This window comes from Geobacillus sp. C56-T3 (assembly GCF_000092445.1).
Classification (GTDB): Bacteria; Bacillota; Bacilli; order Bacillales; family Anoxybacillaceae; genus Geobacillus; species Geobacillus thermoleovorans.
The window spans coordinates 72949-87479 of the sequence record NC_014206.1 but is presented as its reverse complement, the minus strand read 5'-3'; the positions used below and the strand labels follow the sequence as shown (position 1 = coordinate 87479).

Here is a 14531-nt window from a genome sequence, read left to right as displayed (position 1 = left end):
TACTGCCAGCGCTCGCTGGCAGTCCTCCGTTGCATGAACGTCATCTCCGTTGTTTAAACGGCTTCGGCGTTCGCCGCTGCTTGGACTTCCGCTTCCTCCGCCACGCGAAGCAACAGTGCGGCCAGTTCGTCCCGCGTTTCACATTCATTGATGGCGTTGCGGATTTTCGCTGCGCCGCGAATGCCTTTTAAATACCAAGCAGCGTGTTTACGCATTTCTTTGACGGCGATATACTCGCCTTTTAAGGCAATTAATCGGTCTAAATGCAGCAGGCAGACATCGATTTTTTCCCTCGGCGTCGGTTCCGGGATGAGCTCTCCAGTTTCTAAATAACGGACAGTGCGATAGATCATCCAAGGGTTTCCAAGCGCCGCCCGTCCGATCATGACGCCGTCGACCCCTGTTTCTTCAAGCATCCGCTTTGCATCTTGCGGCGTTTTGACATCTCCGTTGCCGATAACCGGGATGTTGACGGCTTCTTTCACTTGCTTGATGATGTTCCAGTCCGCTTTTCCTTCATACATTTGCACCCTTGTCCGTCCGTGGACGGCGACGGCCTTCCCGCCGGCGCGCTCAACGGCTTGAGCGTTTTCGACGGCGTAAATGTGCTTTTCATCCCAACCGATCCGCATTTTCACCGTGACCGGTTTTTCAACGGCATCGACGATCGCGGCAACGACATCATAGATTTTATTCGGGTCAAGCAGCCATTTCGCTCCAGCGTCGCAATTCGTAATTTTCGGCACTGGGCAACCCATGTTGATGTCGATGATATCTGCATTCGTATTTTTATCGACAAATTTCGCTGCTTTGACGAGCGTTTCTTTCTCGCCGCCGAAAATTTGCAAGCTGATCGGCTTTTCCCGTTCATCAATATATAACATGTTTAACGTCTTTTCGTTGTTGTATACGATTCCTTTGTCGCTTACCATCTCGGCGCATACAAGCCCGGCGCCGAATTCTTTGACGGTCAGGCGGAACGCGGAGTTGCATACGCCTGCCATCGGAGCGAGCACGACGCGGTTTTTAATTTCGACATCGCCAATGCGAAACATCGCAGATGCCTCCTTTCTACTTGTTCGATTCGAGTTTCGGCGGCGCCAGTTCTTCCACCGATATATTCAGCCGTTCGGCGATTTGTCCAACGAGCGAATCGGACGGCATCCGGTTCCCCCGTTCAATTTCACCAAGGATCGATACGGAAATGCCTAGTTCTTTCGCCAGTCTTTCTTGCGTATATCCTTTCAACTTTCGAAAAGCGCGAATACGTCTTCCCCATCTTTCCGCTTCCATACATGAACTCCTTTTTTGTCAGGTAGTCGGCCAATGATGTCGATTAACGGCTCGGAAAGGTTCGGTATTGCCACGTGGGAGTTGACTTCAAACAACGGGATGAGCACGAACGCCCGCTCCGCCATGCGCGGATGCGGGATCGTCAGCTGCTCTGTTTCAATATTTTCATGATTATACAGCAAAATGTCAAGGTCTAACGTCCGTGGTCCCCAGCGAATTTCCCTTTTTCTCCCAAGACGTCGTTCGATTTGCTGGGTCACGTCAAGCAAGGCAAACGGCGACAACGTCGTCGCCACCTCGATCACCATGTTTAAAAACTTGCCTTGGTTGACATAGCCGACCGGATCGGTTTCATAAATCGATGAGCTCGATGTGATAAAAATTTCCTGATGATGATGGAGCGCTTCAATGGCAGAACGCAAATAGGAAACACGATCTCCGAGGTTGGAGCCTAAAGCGAGATATGCGATGTTTTCCATTTAACGACCCCTATCAATTTCGACTGCGACATGTTGATAATGGCCGCGAATCGGCGGATTCGGCTTCGTCACTTTGACAATGCAGCGCTCGACAACAGGAAAGGCAGCGAGCAAGTCGGCGGCGATCGCTTCAGCGACCGCCTCGATCAAGGCGAACGTCCGCTCCTCAACGATCGCCCGGCAGCGCTCGTACACATCGGCGTAGTTGACGGTATACTCAAGACAATCGCTCCGCCCGGCGGGCTGCAAGTCGAGCTCCAACGTCACATCGACCAAAAATCGCTGGCCGAGGATGTTTTCTTCGCGAAACACCCCGTGGTAGCCGTAAAACTCCATGCCTTGCACATAAATTTTATCGATGACCGCTCTCTCCCTTCCCAAGCATAGCATCCATCATTTTGGCCATGCGGGCAATCGGCAATACATCATGGACTCGGACGATGTGCACCCCTTTCATGATGCCGAGACAAACGGTCGCTCCTGTTCCTTCGACCCGCTCCTCGACAGGCACGCCGAGCACATGGCCGATAAATCGTTTGCGCGACGTGCCAAGCAAAAGCGGATAGCCGAGAGCGGCAAATTCATCAAGGCGCCGCATCACCTCCAAGTTATGCTCGACCGTCTTGGCGAAGCCGATCCCTGGATCTAAAATAATGTTCTCATCTTTCACACCCGCCTCTTTGACAATGCGAATGCTTTCTTTCAAATCGGCGATCATGTCGGAAATCAAATCGCGATAGGCCATATCGCGGCGGTTGTGCATTAAAATGATCGGCGCGCCGTACGTGGCGGCGACGCGGGCCATATCAGGGTCCGCCTTGGCTCCCCAAACGTCGTTGATGATGTGCGCCCCAGCCTCCATGGCTTGCCGCGCCACTTCCGCTTTGTACGTGTCAATTGAGATCGGCACACTCACCGCCTTAGCAATCGCTTTTACCGCCGGAATGACGCGGCGCAATTCTTCATCAAGCGGCACTGGATCCGCCCCCGGACGAGTTGATTCACCGCCGATGTCAATGATGTCTGCTCCTTCCGCCACGAGCCGCTTCGCGTGCTTGACCGCGTTTTCCACGTCGTAAAACCGGCCGCCGTCGGAAAACGAATCGGGCGTGACGTTGACAATGCCCATGATCAACGTTTTTTTGTTTAAGTCAAGCTCATGCCCGCGGCATTGAAGCCGAAGAGGGCGCATCGATGTTGTCATCAGTCGTTCATCCTTTCTGCCAATTCGTTCCTCGTCCATAGCCGATGGGTCAAGCGTCGGTAATGGTGCTGCAAGGCCCGGACCACCGGACCATTTTTTCCTTGGTAAACGCAATGGCCAATGCGGCAAAGGGGTACAATTTCCTGCACAGAGTTGGTGATAAATGCTTCATCAGCCTGCAACAAATGGGACAGCGGATATACCCCTTCTTCAACTGGGATGCGCAACTGCTTGAGCAAAGCAATGATGAATTGTCTTGTGATGCCGTTTAATATGCCGACAGCCGGCGCTGGCGTGTAGACGATGCCGTCTTTCACCCAAAAAATATTGGAAACGATCCCCTCCGCTACCGCACCATCTGAATTCAAAAAAATTCCTTCCGCATGAGGTCGATGTCCGAGCTCCCATTTCCCAATCATATTGTTTAAATAATGGTGCGACTTTAGTCGCTCATTGCCTTCCGGGCTGTTTCGCCTTGCCGCGAGCACCACCCCTTCTTTTCCTTCCGGAGGGACGGGCGGCGGAAGCGGCTTCATATAGACGATGACGGTCGGGTTTCGGTAACGTTCGATCGGCAAGCCGAGATCGCCGACCCCGGCCGATACATTGAAGCGCACATAAGCGTCGCGCAAGCCATTGGCCTCGAGCAACTGCTCGATGATCGCCACCACTTCGGCGCGGCCGAACTGCCTTTCGATGTGAAGCTCAGACAGCCCTTTGTTCAATCGGGCCAAATGATCGTCAAGCAAAAAAGGGTGGCCGCTATACGTGCGGAATGTTTCAAATAAGCCGAGCCCATATAAAAAGCCGTGATCAAACGCTGATAACTGCGCTTCTTCGCGCGGAACGACCGCGCCGTTGATATACACGTACATGACTGTCACGCCTTTTTATACGTGTTGATAAAGTTTTTCAACAGCTGCATCCCATGGCTTGTCATAATCGATTCCGGGTGAAACTGCACGCCTTCCACCGGCAGCGTTTTATGGCGAATCGCCATCACTTCATCCTCTTCCGTCCAAGCCGACACGACGAAACAGTCCGGAAGCGTCTCTTTCTCGACGATAAGGGAGTGGTAGCGCGTTGCCGTAAACGGGTTCGGCACGCCGCGGAAAATCGTCTCCCCATCATGGTAGACGGACGATGTTTTCCCGTGCATCAGCCTTGGAGCGCGGACAACGCGGCCGCCGAACGCCTGGGCGATGGCTTGATGCCCGAGGCAGACGCCGAAAATCGGAATTTGGCCGGCAAAGCGATCGATGACTTCCAGGCTGACCCCTGCCTCATTCGGTGTGCATGGACCGGGGGAAATCATAATAAAATCAGGGCGGAGTCGTTCGATTTCAGCCACCGTAATTTCATCATTCCGTTTGACAATCAGCTCTTCTCCCAACACGCCCAAATATTGCACCAAATTGTACGTAAATGAATCGTAGTTATCAATCATGACGATCATCATTCTCACCTCATGCTCGGAAATAATGCCTCTGCTTCGCTCAGCTCTTTCGCTTTCCAAAGGGCAGCCGCTTTCTTTAAACATTCCTTGTACTCATGCTCTGGGTTGGAATCGATGACGATGCCCGCTCCTGCCTGTACATGCGCCAATCCGTCTTTGACGACCATCGTTCGAATGGCGATGTTTAGCTCCATGTTTCCTTGAAAATCGATCCAACCGATCGAGCCCGTGTACAAGCCGCGGCGGACCGGTTCCAACTCTTCAATAATTTCCATTGTTCGCACTTTCGGAGCGCCGGTGATCGTCCCGCCGGGAAACATGGCGCGAATGACGGAAAACGCATCGTGCTCCGTCGTCATGGTGCCGGATACGTGAGAAACGATATGCATCACATGAGAATACTTTTCGACGGTCATCCATTCGTCAACTCGAACCGTCCCGTATGCACAGACGCGCCCAAGGTCATTCCGTTCAAGATCAACGAGCATGGCGTGCTCGGCCCGCTCCTTTTCACTCGCAAGCAACTTGCGAGCAATTTGTTCATCCTCTGCCGCCGTCCGACCGCGCGAACGTGTGCCGGCAATCGGCCGCGTCTCAAGACGCCATCCCCGCTTGCGGACGAGCAACTCCGGCGAGCCGCTGACGACTTGAAATTCCGGGGTATGCAAATACGCCATGTAAGGGGACGGATTCAGCATCCGCAACTGCTTGTAGACGGCAAATGGATGCGTCACCAGCGGCTGCGACTGACGCACCGATAAGTTGACTTGAAACACATCGCCCGCCGCAATATAGCGTTGCACGCGGCGAACCGCATCCATAAACCTCTCTTTTGTCATTGAAACAGACGGCGCAGCTGTCGAGGCAGCAAGCGGCCAGACCAGCGCTTCATTCCGATCCTCGAGCCACATCCGTGCATGCCGCGCAAGCCGCCGGTTTGCTTCGCTTTCCTCCCCTTCATTCGCGTAGGCAAGCAAATGAAGCTGTTCAGTTTGGTGATCATAAATCGCTACGTCGTCAAAGAGGAGAAAATACATGAGCGGCAGCCGCAAATCATCTTGCGCGAGCACCGGGAGCCGTTCCAGATAGCGAACCGCATCATAGCTAATGAAACCGATCAGCCCGCCTTGGCAAGGCAACGACTCCCCCTCATCCGGCACGGCGAAACACCGAAGCCATTGCCGGAGCCCTTCGAGCGGCGAGCCATCCAGCACCGTTTCAACCCCGCGCTGCTTGATGATGAGCCGCCGCTCGTCAGCGCGGATCACTCCGATCGGGTCAAGGCCGATAATGCTGTACCTTCCCCCTTGGCCGCTCTCAAGCAACACATGATGAGGCCGGCTATAGGCCAGCTGTTCGTACTGGCGGAACCAATCCCGTCCGCGATAATCGATAGTTCGTTTCAGTCGCCTGCGCCGCTGTTCCATCCTCGTCAGCTCCTTACGATGTCCATAGTTATTTTTATTGTACAATGATTGTCCGTCTGGGTCACCATCCTCGTAAAAAAATTCGACAGGGTTGCCCCTGCCGAAAAAGTCTGCTTAGTCTTCAAATTGGTAAAGAGGCGTGCTCAAATAACGTTCGCCGTTGCTCGGGATGATGGCGAGCACTTTTTTCCCTTTGCCGAGCTCTTTCGCCACTTTCAATGCCGCATGAATCGCAGCGCCGGACGAAATGCCGCCGAGAATGCCTTCCTCGCGAGCCGCGCGGCGGGCCGCCGCAAACGCTTCTTCCGTCGTTACCGTAATAACCCCATCGTAAATGCTCGTATCCAAAATATCTGGAACAAAGCCAGCGCCGATCCCTTGGATTTTGTGCGGGCCCGGTTTTCCTCCCGACAAGACCGGGGAATCGGCCGGTTCAACGGCGTAAATTTTAATGTTTGGGTAAGCTTCGCGCAACACTTTGCCTGCTCCGGTGATCGTTCCGCCCGTGCCAACGCCGGCAACAAACGCATCAAGCTGGTCGCCCATTTGCTCCACGATCTCTTTCCCGGTCGTCAAGCGATGGATTTCCGGGTTCGCCTCGTTTTTAAATTGCTGCGGCATAAAGTAGCCGTGCTCGCGGACGAGCTCTTCCGCCTTTGCGATTGCTCCGCGCATCCCTTGTGCACCCGGTGTGAGCACAAGCTCGGCTCCATACGCCCGCAGCAGGTTGCGGCGCTCCAAGCTCATCGTATCCGGCATGACCAATACAGCCTTATATCCTTTCGCCGCCGCGACCATCGCCAATCCGATCCCAGTGTTGCCGCTTGTCGGCTCAACGATCGTGTCGCCCGGCTTCAGCTTGCCCGCTTTTTCCGCCGCTTCAATCATCGCCAACGCAATCCGGTCTTTGACGCTGCTGCCCGGGTTCATAAATTCCAGTTTCAAATACACATCCGCGCTGTCTTCATCAACGATGCGGTTCAGTTTCACGGCCGGCGTATCGCCGATCAATTCGGTTATCGAGTTGACTGTGCGTGCCATTGTTCCACCTCTAATCCCCATTAATTTTATCGACTTTGTCTCCAATGTATCAACTATTGGCGTAATTGTCAATCATTTTACTGTTTTCATTCTTTTTTTGCGAGTTGTTTCAACTGTTCCAGCTCCGCTTTGTCGAAATGGTACGTTTCATTGCAAAAATGGCACGAAGCTTCCGCCTGCCCTTCTTTGTCGATGATGTCTTGGATTTCCTCGGGCCCTAGGCTGATAAGGGCATCAGCGATCCGCTCGCGCGAACAGCGGCAGACGAATGACACCGGCATCGTCTCGAGCACACGGACGCCTCCATCTCCCAACAGTTGTTCGAGCAGCTGTTCCGGGCTGAGCCCTCTTTCGATCATGCGCGACACGGGCGGAATCTGTTTCAGCCGCTCTTCAATGCGAGTGATCGTGTTCTCCTCCGTCCCGGGCATCAACTGGATAATAAATCCTCCGGCGGCTCGGATGGTATGGTCGGGATTGACGAGCACCCCGACGCCAACCGATGACGGAATTTGTTCGGACGAAGCAAAATAATACGTAAAATCATCGCCAAGCTCCCCGGAGATAAGCGGCACTTGTCCGGTGAAAAAGTCGCGCAGCCCAAGATCCTTCACAACCGTCAACATCCCATTTTTGCCGACCGCCCGTGCCACATCAAGTTTCCCGTGCTCGTTCAGCTCAAAATGCACATGCGGATTCGTTACATAGCCACGCACTTCCCCTCTGGCGTTGCTGTCGACCAAAATGACGCCGATCGGGCCGCCGCCGTCAATTTTAATCGTCAACGTTTCCTCGCCTTTCAGCATCGCTCCCATCATAACACCGGCGGTCAACGCTCGACCAAGGGCCGCTGAGGCGGTCGGCCATGTTTGGTGGCGGCGTTGCGCCTCGGCGACCGTTTCCGTCGTTCTTGCGGCATACGCTCTCACTTGTCCATTGTAAGCGAGTGCTTTGACTAAGTAGTCTCCCATCTTCATCAAGCCTTTCATCCTTTTTTCTCGGTGTTTTTCTCGTACAACAATTTTAAGCCAGTCAGCGTCAAAAACGGATCAACGACATCGATGATGTCCGATTCGCTGGCAATGAGCGGAGCCAAACCGCCAGTAGCAATCACCTTCGGCGGGATTTTGCTTTTCGCCTTCATTCGCGACACGATGCCTTCCACTTGTCCGACATAACCGTATAAAATACCGGCTTGCATGGCGCTGACCGTATTTTTGCCGATGATATCATCCGGGCGGGCGATTTCAATGCGCGGCAATTTCGCCGCCCGCGCAAACAGAGCCTCTGTCGAGATCATAATTCCCGGGGCAATGGCCCCTCCCATATATTGTTTATGTTCATTAATATAACAATACGTCGTCGCCGTGCCAAAATCGACGATAATCAGCGGACTGCCGTACAAATGGATGCCGGCGACCGCGTTGACAATCCGGTCGGCACCCACCTCACGCGGATTGTCATATTTGATGTCGAGCCCGGTTTTAATGCCCGGACCGACGATGAGCGGTTTGATATGGAAATATTTTAGACACATGCGTTCAAGAGCAAACATAATCGGCGGCACGACCGAGGAAATGATGATGCCTCGAATGTCGGAAAACTGCAAGCCGACATGGTTCAAGAGCGCTTTGATCATCATGCCGTATTCGTCTTCCGTTTTCGAGCGGCTTGTTTCAATGCGCCAATGATGTTTCAGTTCGTCCCCGTCATACACCCCTAACACCGTGTTTGTATTGCCGACGTCCAATACAAAAATCATCGCTTCATTCCTCGCTTTTCCTCGATAAATTCCCATTCTTTATCATATCATACTTACGGGAAAAAAACTGTCCTTCTTTCCCTGGGCCGCCGGCAAAAAAAAGATGCCTCCGAACAGAGACATCGATTACTCCTCTTTCTTTTGGATGTTGATTTTCACATCGCCGTCGCTTTTGCCGGCCTCCTCGCGCCCGTTCCGGTCTTTGGGCAGCGTGCCATGTTCGAACAAATGTTTAATTTGCTCCGCATCGAGCGTCTCGACTTCTAACAGCGTGTTGGCGATCAAATCCAATTTGTCCCGATGTTGGGTCAAAATTTGTTTCGCTTTTTCATAGCACTCTTTAATGATGCGCTGAATCTCTAAGTCAATTTCATAGGCGATTTTGTCGCTGTAGTTTTGCTCGTTGTGTAAGTCACGTCCTAAAAACACTTGCCCGCTCGGTTGGCCGAATTGAAGCGGACCAAGCTTTTCGCTCATGCCAAACTCCGTCACCATCCGGCGCGCGATGTTTGTCGCCCGCTGAAAATCGTTATGGGCCCCTGTACTCACTTCATTGAACACGATTTCCTCGGCAACGCGCCCGCCGAGCAGTCCGGTGATTTTATCCATCAGTTCGGCTTTCGTCATAAAGTAGCGGTCTTCTTTCGGCAGCATGACCGCATAGCCTCCGGCTTGGCCGCGCGGCACAATCGTCACTTTATGCACCATTTCCGCATCGGCGAGCACCATGCCGATGACCGTATGCCCAGCTTCGTGAAACGCGACGATGCGCCGTTCTTTTTCCGAAATGACGCGGCTTTTTTTCGCCGGTCCGGCAATCACCCGGTCCGTCGCCTCGTCGATGTCGCTCATATCAATTTTCTTTTTGTTGCGGCGCGCTGCAACGAGCGCCGCCTCATTCAGCAAGTTTTCCAAGTCGGCGCCGGAAAATCCAGGCGTCCGCATCGCGATCGTCTTCAAGTCAACCGATTCATCGAGCGGCTTGTTGCGGGCATGCACGCGCAGCACCGCTTCGCGCCCTTTGACGTCCGGGCGGTCGACGGTAATCTGCCGGTCGAAGCGACCCGGGCGCAACAGCGCCGGGTCTAAAATGTCCGGCCGGTTGGTGGCCGCGATAATAATGATCCCTTCGTTGCCGTTAAAGCCGTCCATTTCGACAAGCAGTTGGTTGAGCGTCTGCTCACGCTCGTCATGGCCGCCGCCAAGGCCGGCGCCGCGCTGGCGGCCGACGGCGTCGATCTCATCAATGAAGATGATGCACGGGGCATTTTTTTTCGCCGTTTCAAACAAGTCGCGCACCCGCGATGCCCCGACCCCGACGAACATTTCCACGAAATCCGACCCGCTGATCGAGAAAAACGGCACGCCCGCTTCTCCGGCAACCGCGCGCGCCAACAGCGTTTTCCCGGTTCCGGGCGGCCCAACGAGCAATACCCCTTTCGGAATGCGGGCGCCAAGTTCCGCAAACTTGCGCGGATCTTTTAAAAACTCGACGATTTCCACCAACTCTTCCTTTTCCTCATCTGCCCCAGCCACATCGCGGAAGCGGACTTTCCGCTTGTCATCCGTATACAGCCGCGCCCGGCTTTTGCCGAAATTCATCACCCGGCTGCCGCCGCCCTGTGCCTGGTTCAAAAGGAAGAAGAACAAAATAAAAATAATAACAAATGGGATGATGGAAGTGAAAAACGTCACCCATCCGCTCGTTTCGTCCGCTGGCACGACTTCCACCCGCGTCCGCGCCGCCGCCGCATCGATGCGGTCAAGCACTTTGTCACTGTTCATGACGTAGGTGGAAAAGTACTGCCCTTCGCTATATGTTTTCAACTGGCCTTTGATTTCATATACGCCGCGCTCCGGCTTAATGGAAAACGACTTGACATCCCCGTTTTCCAGATGAGTGATGAACGCATCGTACGTCATCGGCTCCGTTCGCTGGTTCGTGCCGTTAAAAAAGCTGACGACGCCGATCACGACGAGGAAAATCAGCAAATAAAAGATGGTATTGCGGAAAATCCGGTTCATTTCTTGCCTCCTCCCATATGAAACACACTATACTCAATACTATCATAGAAATTTGTTTCAATACAAACAATTCGGCCGTCGCCCAGCAACCGTTCTACTTTTGGTACACTTCCGGCTTTAAGACGCCGATAAACGGGAGGTTGCGGTATTTTTCCGCGTAATCGAGCCCATAGCCGACGACGAATTCATCCGGGACGGTAAATCCGGTGTAATCGGCTTGAATGTCCGCCTTCCGTCCAGACGGCTTGTCAAGAAGCGTGACGATTTTGATCGAATTCGCCTTCCGGTAGCGAAACAAGTCGACCAAATAGCTGAGCGTCAGCCCGCTGTCAATAATATCCTCAATGATCAAAATATCCCGTCCTTCGACGGATGTGTTCAAGTCTTTGACGATTTTCACTTCGCCGGATGAAACGGTCGCATTGCCATAGCTTGATACGTCCATAAAATCCATTTCTAAATATGTATCAATATGTTTGAGCAAGTCGGCCATAAACGGCATCGCCCCTTTGAGAACGCCGACAGCGAGCGGAAAACGGCCTTCATATTCTTTCGTTAACAAACCGCCGAGTTCTTTGACTTTTGCCTGAATTTCCTCTTCAGTGATCAACACTTTTTGAATATCGTCTTTCATCCCCATCTTTTTTTCCTCCTAGCTGTTCATCGCCTGATATTGCAGCAAAATATAGCGAGCTTGCCCACGGTTTTGCGCTTCGAAAGCCGATTTTTTCAAGCCAGGCACCCAAAGGATGCGACCGTCGGCATCTTCGACAATCGGCCAGCGATCCCTTTCCATCCGCGGAATTTTTGCTTCAATGAAAATTTCTTTCAATTTTTTCGTGCCTCCCGTCCCCTTGAGCACCATCCGGTCGCCGCGCCGACGCGTCCGCACGCGAAGCGGCAAGGAGACGGAAGCAGGATCCACGACGAACCAATCATTCCCGGCCTGCTTTCTTGGATAGTGTTCCCCAAATTCACTGATGATTGCATAGCCGTTTGGGAGGGGCAATAGCGCCGGAACCGGCAGTTCAAACCAATAGCCTTTCTCGCCGCTTTCTGCGTCAAAAGTAAACAAACAGCGGTCGTACGAGCGAATCACTTTGAGCCCTTTTGGCAAATCGATCATTCCGGAAGGGCGGCCGCGCTCACAAAGCATCAGTATATGGCCGATATGTACGGAAGTCAATGTCGGCGGAACGCCGTCATAAAGACGGAGAAGCAACAGCTGCAGCACCCGGCGCTGCAGCGGTCGCGGCAGCGCCAAAAATGGTCCGATGGAAAGCGCCGCATCGCGATGTTGTTTTTCCATTACTTTATTCAGCGCGTCCGCGGCTAATTCCTCCAAAAATTGCTCATCTTCCGCCATCATTTCGCTGTATTGCTGAAACCGCTCGTGCAGGCGCGGATTTTCCTGCCGCAGCAACGGGACAATATGATGGCGGAACCGGTTGCGCGTATAATCGTCTTCTTCATTGCTCGGATCGCGGCGTGGAGACAGCCCCATCTGCCGGCAATACGCTTCAATCTCCGCCCGGCTGACAGCCAAAAACGGACGGATGAGATAGCCGCCGTGAAACGGCCGTTTGACGGGGATACCAGCGTATCCTTTGCTTGTGCTGCCGCGCACAAGCCGCATTAAAATCGTCTCGACTTGATCGTCGCCATGATGGCCTACGGCGACGTACCCCGCTTGATGCTTTTCCATCAGTTCGGCAAAAAAGCGGTAGCGGCAGATCCGCGCCGCCTCTTGGGCGCCGAGACCTGCGCTGCGCTGAAAGGCCGGGACGTCGATTTGCGCAGTCTCACATAAAATACGGCGCTCCACGCAAAAACGTTTCACAAACTCCATCTCTTCTTCTGACTCCCGCCCACGAAACATATGGTCAACATGGGCCGCTATGACCTGAAGCTTCCATTCGTCGCGCAGCGACAAAAAAACGTGCAGCAACGCAAGCGAATCCGGGCCTCCGGAGACGCCAACGATGACGGCCGCTCCTTCTGAAAGCAGTTGATGCCTGTGGATAAAGGCGCGCACTTTGTCGATCATCCGAGCCAACCTCTTTGCGTTTCTTTCAGCTTCATCGTAACACGTCCGCCCTGTTTTCTCAAAAAAATTACATCGCCAGCTGCCAATATATATAAAAGGCATAGGCGCCCAGCAATGCGGCGGCGATGACCACCGTTTCGACAATCCCTCTCGCTTGGCGGCGCCGTTTCACCTGCCGCCCCGACCGACGGCTTGGCACTGCCTTTCTTTCGTTTTCCGCCGATGTATGGCGGGAAGAGGCGGCCAATAAGTCGCGACGCATATCGGCCGCCTTTCGATATCGGCCGTCAAGCGCCTTTTGCAGCACCTCCTTGTATCGGGTTAAAAAGCGGTCCGTTTCGATGATGGACAACAGCTGCGCCCGACCGTCACCCTTTTTCTCAATCGGCCCCGGGCAGCAAGAAGAAATCATCACCATCGCCGCCGCAAACAAGTCGTAAGATGGCTCCGCTTTGCGCGATCCAAGCCCCCAATAGCCGCGGTCATACAGCTCAGTAAACTCTTTTACCGCCCTTCCTTGCAGCGTCGTCCCGCCCACATCAAGCAACCGAACCGACGGCGGCGACCCGGTAACGATCAAATTATCCGGCTTTAAATCCCCAAATACCCATCCTTCTTGATGAAGCCGATCAAGCACCGACAACAGCTGCATCACGAGCACGGGCGCCCATTCTTTTCCACGGCGGCGGATGAAAGCAGCGAAATTCTCCCCTTCAATATACTCCATCACATAAAACGGGATCGTCTCCCGCGCAAACGGGCTTTGCCAGTCATCGGCTTCCAGCAAAGAAGGCCCGAGGGCGGCTCCCTGGACCTTAGCAAAACGGCGCAATATATTCATTTCCGATGCCAATGACGCATAGTCATCGCTCAACTTGACGGCGACGCGAGTCCGGCCGTTCTCCGCCAAATAGACGACGCCGTTCGCCCCGCTGCCAAGCCGCCGCAGCAGCCGGTAGGAACGGCCGTGCCATTTCCCAGTGATGACCGTACCAGGCGGCAAATTACAAAGACGATTCTTCGATGTATGGCTCATCGCCATCGCCGATCCAGCTCCTTAACGACCGTTTACGCTCAAAATAGGCGATTGCCTCACGCAGCGCCGGTCCGGTCGGCGTCAGCCCGCCCGACGCCAATTTCGGAAAGATGGTGGACAACTCTTCAATCCTTGGCGTCCAGTCGATCATTTTTTCGGCGTGCGCCCGTTTTCCCGGGAAGATGAACACCGAAAAGCGGTTTTCGCCCATGCGCGCATTTAAGCTGAGCGATAAATCGATGAGCGCCTCTTTGACGGTCGGCAGTTTTGTTTTCATGCTCCCGCTCGTATCGATCAAAATGAGCACATCAAGGGCAACCGTTTCCCCGAGTTCATCGACGACTTCCATCACTTGGCCGCGCTTGTCCGGCGGCAAGTCCTCAAGCGAAACGTCAGAACCAAAGATTTGTTTCAACTCGCGATTGACGAGCCCTTGCAACGTCTGAGTCATCGCTTGGCGCGTCACCATTTGCACGGTTTGCGACAGCTGTTTCGCGTACACGACTTGGCTCATCCCGCCGCCAGCCGCGGCGATCGCTTCAATTTCCCGCCGTCCGTTTTCATCCATCGCACCTTGGTCCAAGATGCCGATCACGTTCACCGTAATGCCTTGCTCACGGGCTAGCGCCGCCATGGCGGCTGGGTCCTCACCATGGTTGGAGCAGCCATCGGTAATGAGCAAAATTTGCCGCAACGTTCCCTTTCGCACGTTCGTTCCCCTCCTTGGCGAATGTATTACCATCATCGCCGCAGGGGAACGT

16 protein-coding genes are annotated in these 14531 nt (G+C 53.8%); all 16 read right to left on the bottom strand.

Translation table 11 applies throughout. The features are described 5' to 3' along the window. Positions 1-53: 53 nt before the first annotated feature. The 16 genes from dusB to GC56T3_RS00355 all read right to left on the bottom strand — a co-directional run bounded on the left by dusB (position 54) and on the right by GC56T3_RS00355 (position 14515). Positions 54-1055: a tRNA dihydrouridine synthase DusB gene (gene dusB, locus GC56T3_RS00430; RefSeq protein ID WP_011229588.1), complete on the bottom strand. Its 1002-nt coding sequence runs from the start codon at positions 1053-1055 to the stop codon at positions 54-56. 16 nt (positions 1056-1071) lie between these two features. After that, the gene (locus GC56T3_RS00425; protein ID WP_011229587.1) at positions 1072-1293 is read right to left on the bottom strand and encodes a helix-turn-helix domain-containing protein; all 222 of its coding nucleotides are present in this window, start codon (positions 1291-1293) and stop codon (positions 1072-1074) included. Further along, positions 1245-1772 carry a 2-amino-4-hydroxy-6-hydroxymethyldihydropteridine diphosphokinase gene (folK, locus tag GC56T3_RS00420; protein ID WP_013143972.1) on the bottom strand — a complete coding sequence of 176 codons (528 nt, stop codon included), beginning with the start codon at positions 1770-1772 and terminating at the stop codon, positions 1245-1247. Before folK ends, GC56T3_RS00425 begins: the two co-directional genes overlap by 49 nt. Further along, positions 1773-2162 carry a dihydroneopterin aldolase gene (folB, locus tag GC56T3_RS00415; protein ID WP_014194586.1) on the bottom strand — a complete coding sequence of 130 codons (390 nt, stop codon included), beginning with the start codon at positions 2160-2162 and terminating at the stop codon, positions 1773-1775. Next, positions 2125-2976, bottom strand: a complete 852-nt coding sequence (gene folP / locus GC56T3_RS00410) for a dihydropteroate synthase (protein WP_011229584.1) — start codon at positions 2974-2976, stop codon at positions 2125-2127. The genes folB and folP overlap by 38 nt, the downstream gene beginning before the upstream one ends. Then, positions 2976-3851 carry an aminodeoxychorismate lyase gene (pabC, locus tag GC56T3_RS00405; RefSeq protein ID WP_013143970.1) on the bottom strand — a complete coding sequence of 292 codons (876 nt, stop codon included), beginning with the start codon at positions 3849-3851 and terminating at the stop codon, positions 2976-2978. Before pabC ends, folP begins: the two co-directional genes overlap by 1 nt. A 5-nt stretch (positions 3852-3856) precedes the next feature. Further along, positions 3857-4432 carry an aminodeoxychorismate/anthranilate synthase component II gene (pabA, locus tag GC56T3_RS00400; protein ID WP_013143969.1) on the bottom strand — a complete coding sequence of 192 codons (576 nt, stop codon included), beginning with the start codon at positions 4430-4432 and terminating at the stop codon, positions 3857-3859. A gap of 5 nt (positions 4433-4437) precedes the next feature. Then, positions 4438-5859 (bottom strand): aminodeoxychorismate synthase component I, encoded by a 1422-nt coding sequence (gene pabB / locus GC56T3_RS00395; RefSeq protein ID WP_013143968.1) that lies wholly within the window; start codon positions 5857-5859, stop codon positions 4438-4440. Between the two features lie 114 nt (positions 5860-5973). Then, positions 5974-6900, bottom strand: coding sequence for a cysteine synthase A (cysK, locus tag GC56T3_RS00390; RefSeq protein ID WP_011229580.1), 927 nt, complete (start codon positions 6898-6900; stop codon positions 5974-5976). 86 nt (positions 6901-6986) lie between these two features. After that, the gene (gene hslO, locus GC56T3_RS00385; RefSeq protein ID WP_025039044.1) at positions 6987-7871 is read right to left on the bottom strand and encodes an Hsp33 family molecular chaperone HslO; all 885 of its coding nucleotides are present in this window, start codon (positions 7869-7871) and stop codon (positions 6987-6989) included. Between the two features lie 14 nt (positions 7872-7885). Then, positions 7886-8662 (bottom strand): type III pantothenate kinase, encoded by a 777-nt coding sequence (locus GC56T3_RS00380; protein WP_011229578.1) that lies wholly within the window; start codon positions 8660-8662, stop codon positions 7886-7888. Positions 8663-8788: 126 nt separating this feature from the next. After that, a complete protein-coding gene (gene ftsH, locus GC56T3_RS00375; protein WP_012820459.1) occupies positions 8789-10687 on the bottom strand; it encodes an ATP-dependent zinc metalloprotease FtsH in 1899 nt (632 codons plus the stop codon). A 94-nt stretch (positions 10688-10781) separates the two neighbouring features. Beyond that, positions 10782-11327, bottom strand: a complete 546-nt coding sequence (gene hpt / locus GC56T3_RS00370) for a hypoxanthine phosphoribosyltransferase (protein ID WP_012820458.1) — start codon at positions 11325-11327, stop codon at positions 10782-10784. 12 nt (positions 11328-11339) lie between these two features. Continuing rightward, complete coding sequence (gene tilS / locus GC56T3_RS00365) at positions 11340-12734, bottom strand: tRNA lysidine(34) synthetase TilS (protein WP_013143967.1); 1395 nt, start codon at positions 12732-12734, stop codon at positions 11340-11342. A gap of 67 nt (positions 12735-12801) precedes the next feature. Further along, positions 12802-13776 (bottom strand): serine/threonine protein kinase, encoded by a 975-nt coding sequence (locus tag GC56T3_RS00360; protein ID WP_011229574.1) that lies wholly within the window; start codon positions 13774-13776, stop codon positions 12802-12804. Then, entirely contained in the window at positions 13739-14515 is a 777-nt protein-coding gene (locus tag GC56T3_RS00355; RefSeq protein WP_020754013.1) for a VWA domain-containing protein, read from the bottom strand. Before GC56T3_RS00355 ends, GC56T3_RS00360 begins: the two co-directional genes overlap by 38 nt. Positions 14516-14531: the final 16 nt, after the last annotated feature.

Bases quoted from the DNA above. Each gene is read 5' to 3' on its own strand.
- dusB (WP_011229588.1), bottom strand. From the start codon at position 1,055: ATGTTTCGCATTGGCGATGTCGAAATTAAAAACCGCGTCGTGCTCGCT.
- GC56T3_RS00425 (WP_011229587.1), bottom strand. From the start codon at position 1,293: ATGGAAGCGGAAAGATGGGGAAGACGTATTCGCGCTTTTCGAAAGTTG.
- folK (WP_013143972.1), bottom strand. From the start codon at position 1,772: ATGGAAAACATCGCATATCTCGCTTTAGGCTCCAACCTCGGAGATCGT.
- folB (WP_014194586.1), bottom strand. From the start codon at position 2,162: ATGCTATGCTTGGGAAGGGAGAGAGCGGTCATCGATAAAATTTATGTG.
- folP (WP_011229584.1), bottom strand. From the start codon at position 2,976: ATGACAACATCGATGCGCCCTCTTCGGCTTCAATGCCGCGGGCATGAG.
- pabC (WP_013143970.1), bottom strand. From the start codon at position 3,851: ATGTACGTGTATATCAACGGCGCGGTCGTTCCGCGCGAAGAAGCGCAG.
- pabA (WP_013143969.1), bottom strand. From the start codon at position 4,432: ATGATCGTCATGATTGATAACTACGATTCATTTACGTACAATTTGGTG.
- pabB (WP_013143968.1), bottom strand. From the start codon at position 5,859: ATGGAACAGCGGCGCAGGCGACTGAAACGAACTATCGATTATCGCGGA.
- cysK (WP_011229580.1), bottom strand. From the start codon at position 6,900: ATGGCACGCACAGTCAACTCGATAACCGAATTGATCGGCGATACGCCG.
- hslO (WP_025039044.1), bottom strand. From the start codon at position 7,871: ATGGGAGACTACTTAGTCAAAGCACTCGCTTACAATGGACAAGTGAGA.
- GC56T3_RS00380 (WP_011229578.1), bottom strand. From the start codon at position 8,662: ATGATTTTTGTATTGGACGTCGGCAATACAAACACGGTGTTAGGGGTG.
- ftsH (WP_012820459.1), bottom strand. From the start codon at position 10,687: ATGAACCGGATTTTCCGCAATACCATCTTTTATTTGCTGATTTTCCTC.
- hpt (WP_012820458.1), bottom strand. From the start codon at position 11,327: ATGGGGATGAAAGACGATATTCAAAAAGTGTTGATCACTGAAGAGGAA.
- tilS (WP_013143967.1), bottom strand. From the start codon at position 12,734: ATGATCGACAAAGTGCGCGCCTTTATCCACAGGCATCAACTGCTTTCA.
- GC56T3_RS00360 (WP_011229574.1), bottom strand. From the start codon at position 13,776: ATGGCGATGAGCCATACATCGAAGAATCGTCTTTGTAATTTGCCGCCT.
- GC56T3_RS00355 (WP_020754013.1), bottom strand. From the start codon at position 14,515: ATGATGGTAATACATTCGCCAAGGAGGGGAACGAACGTGCGAAAGGGA.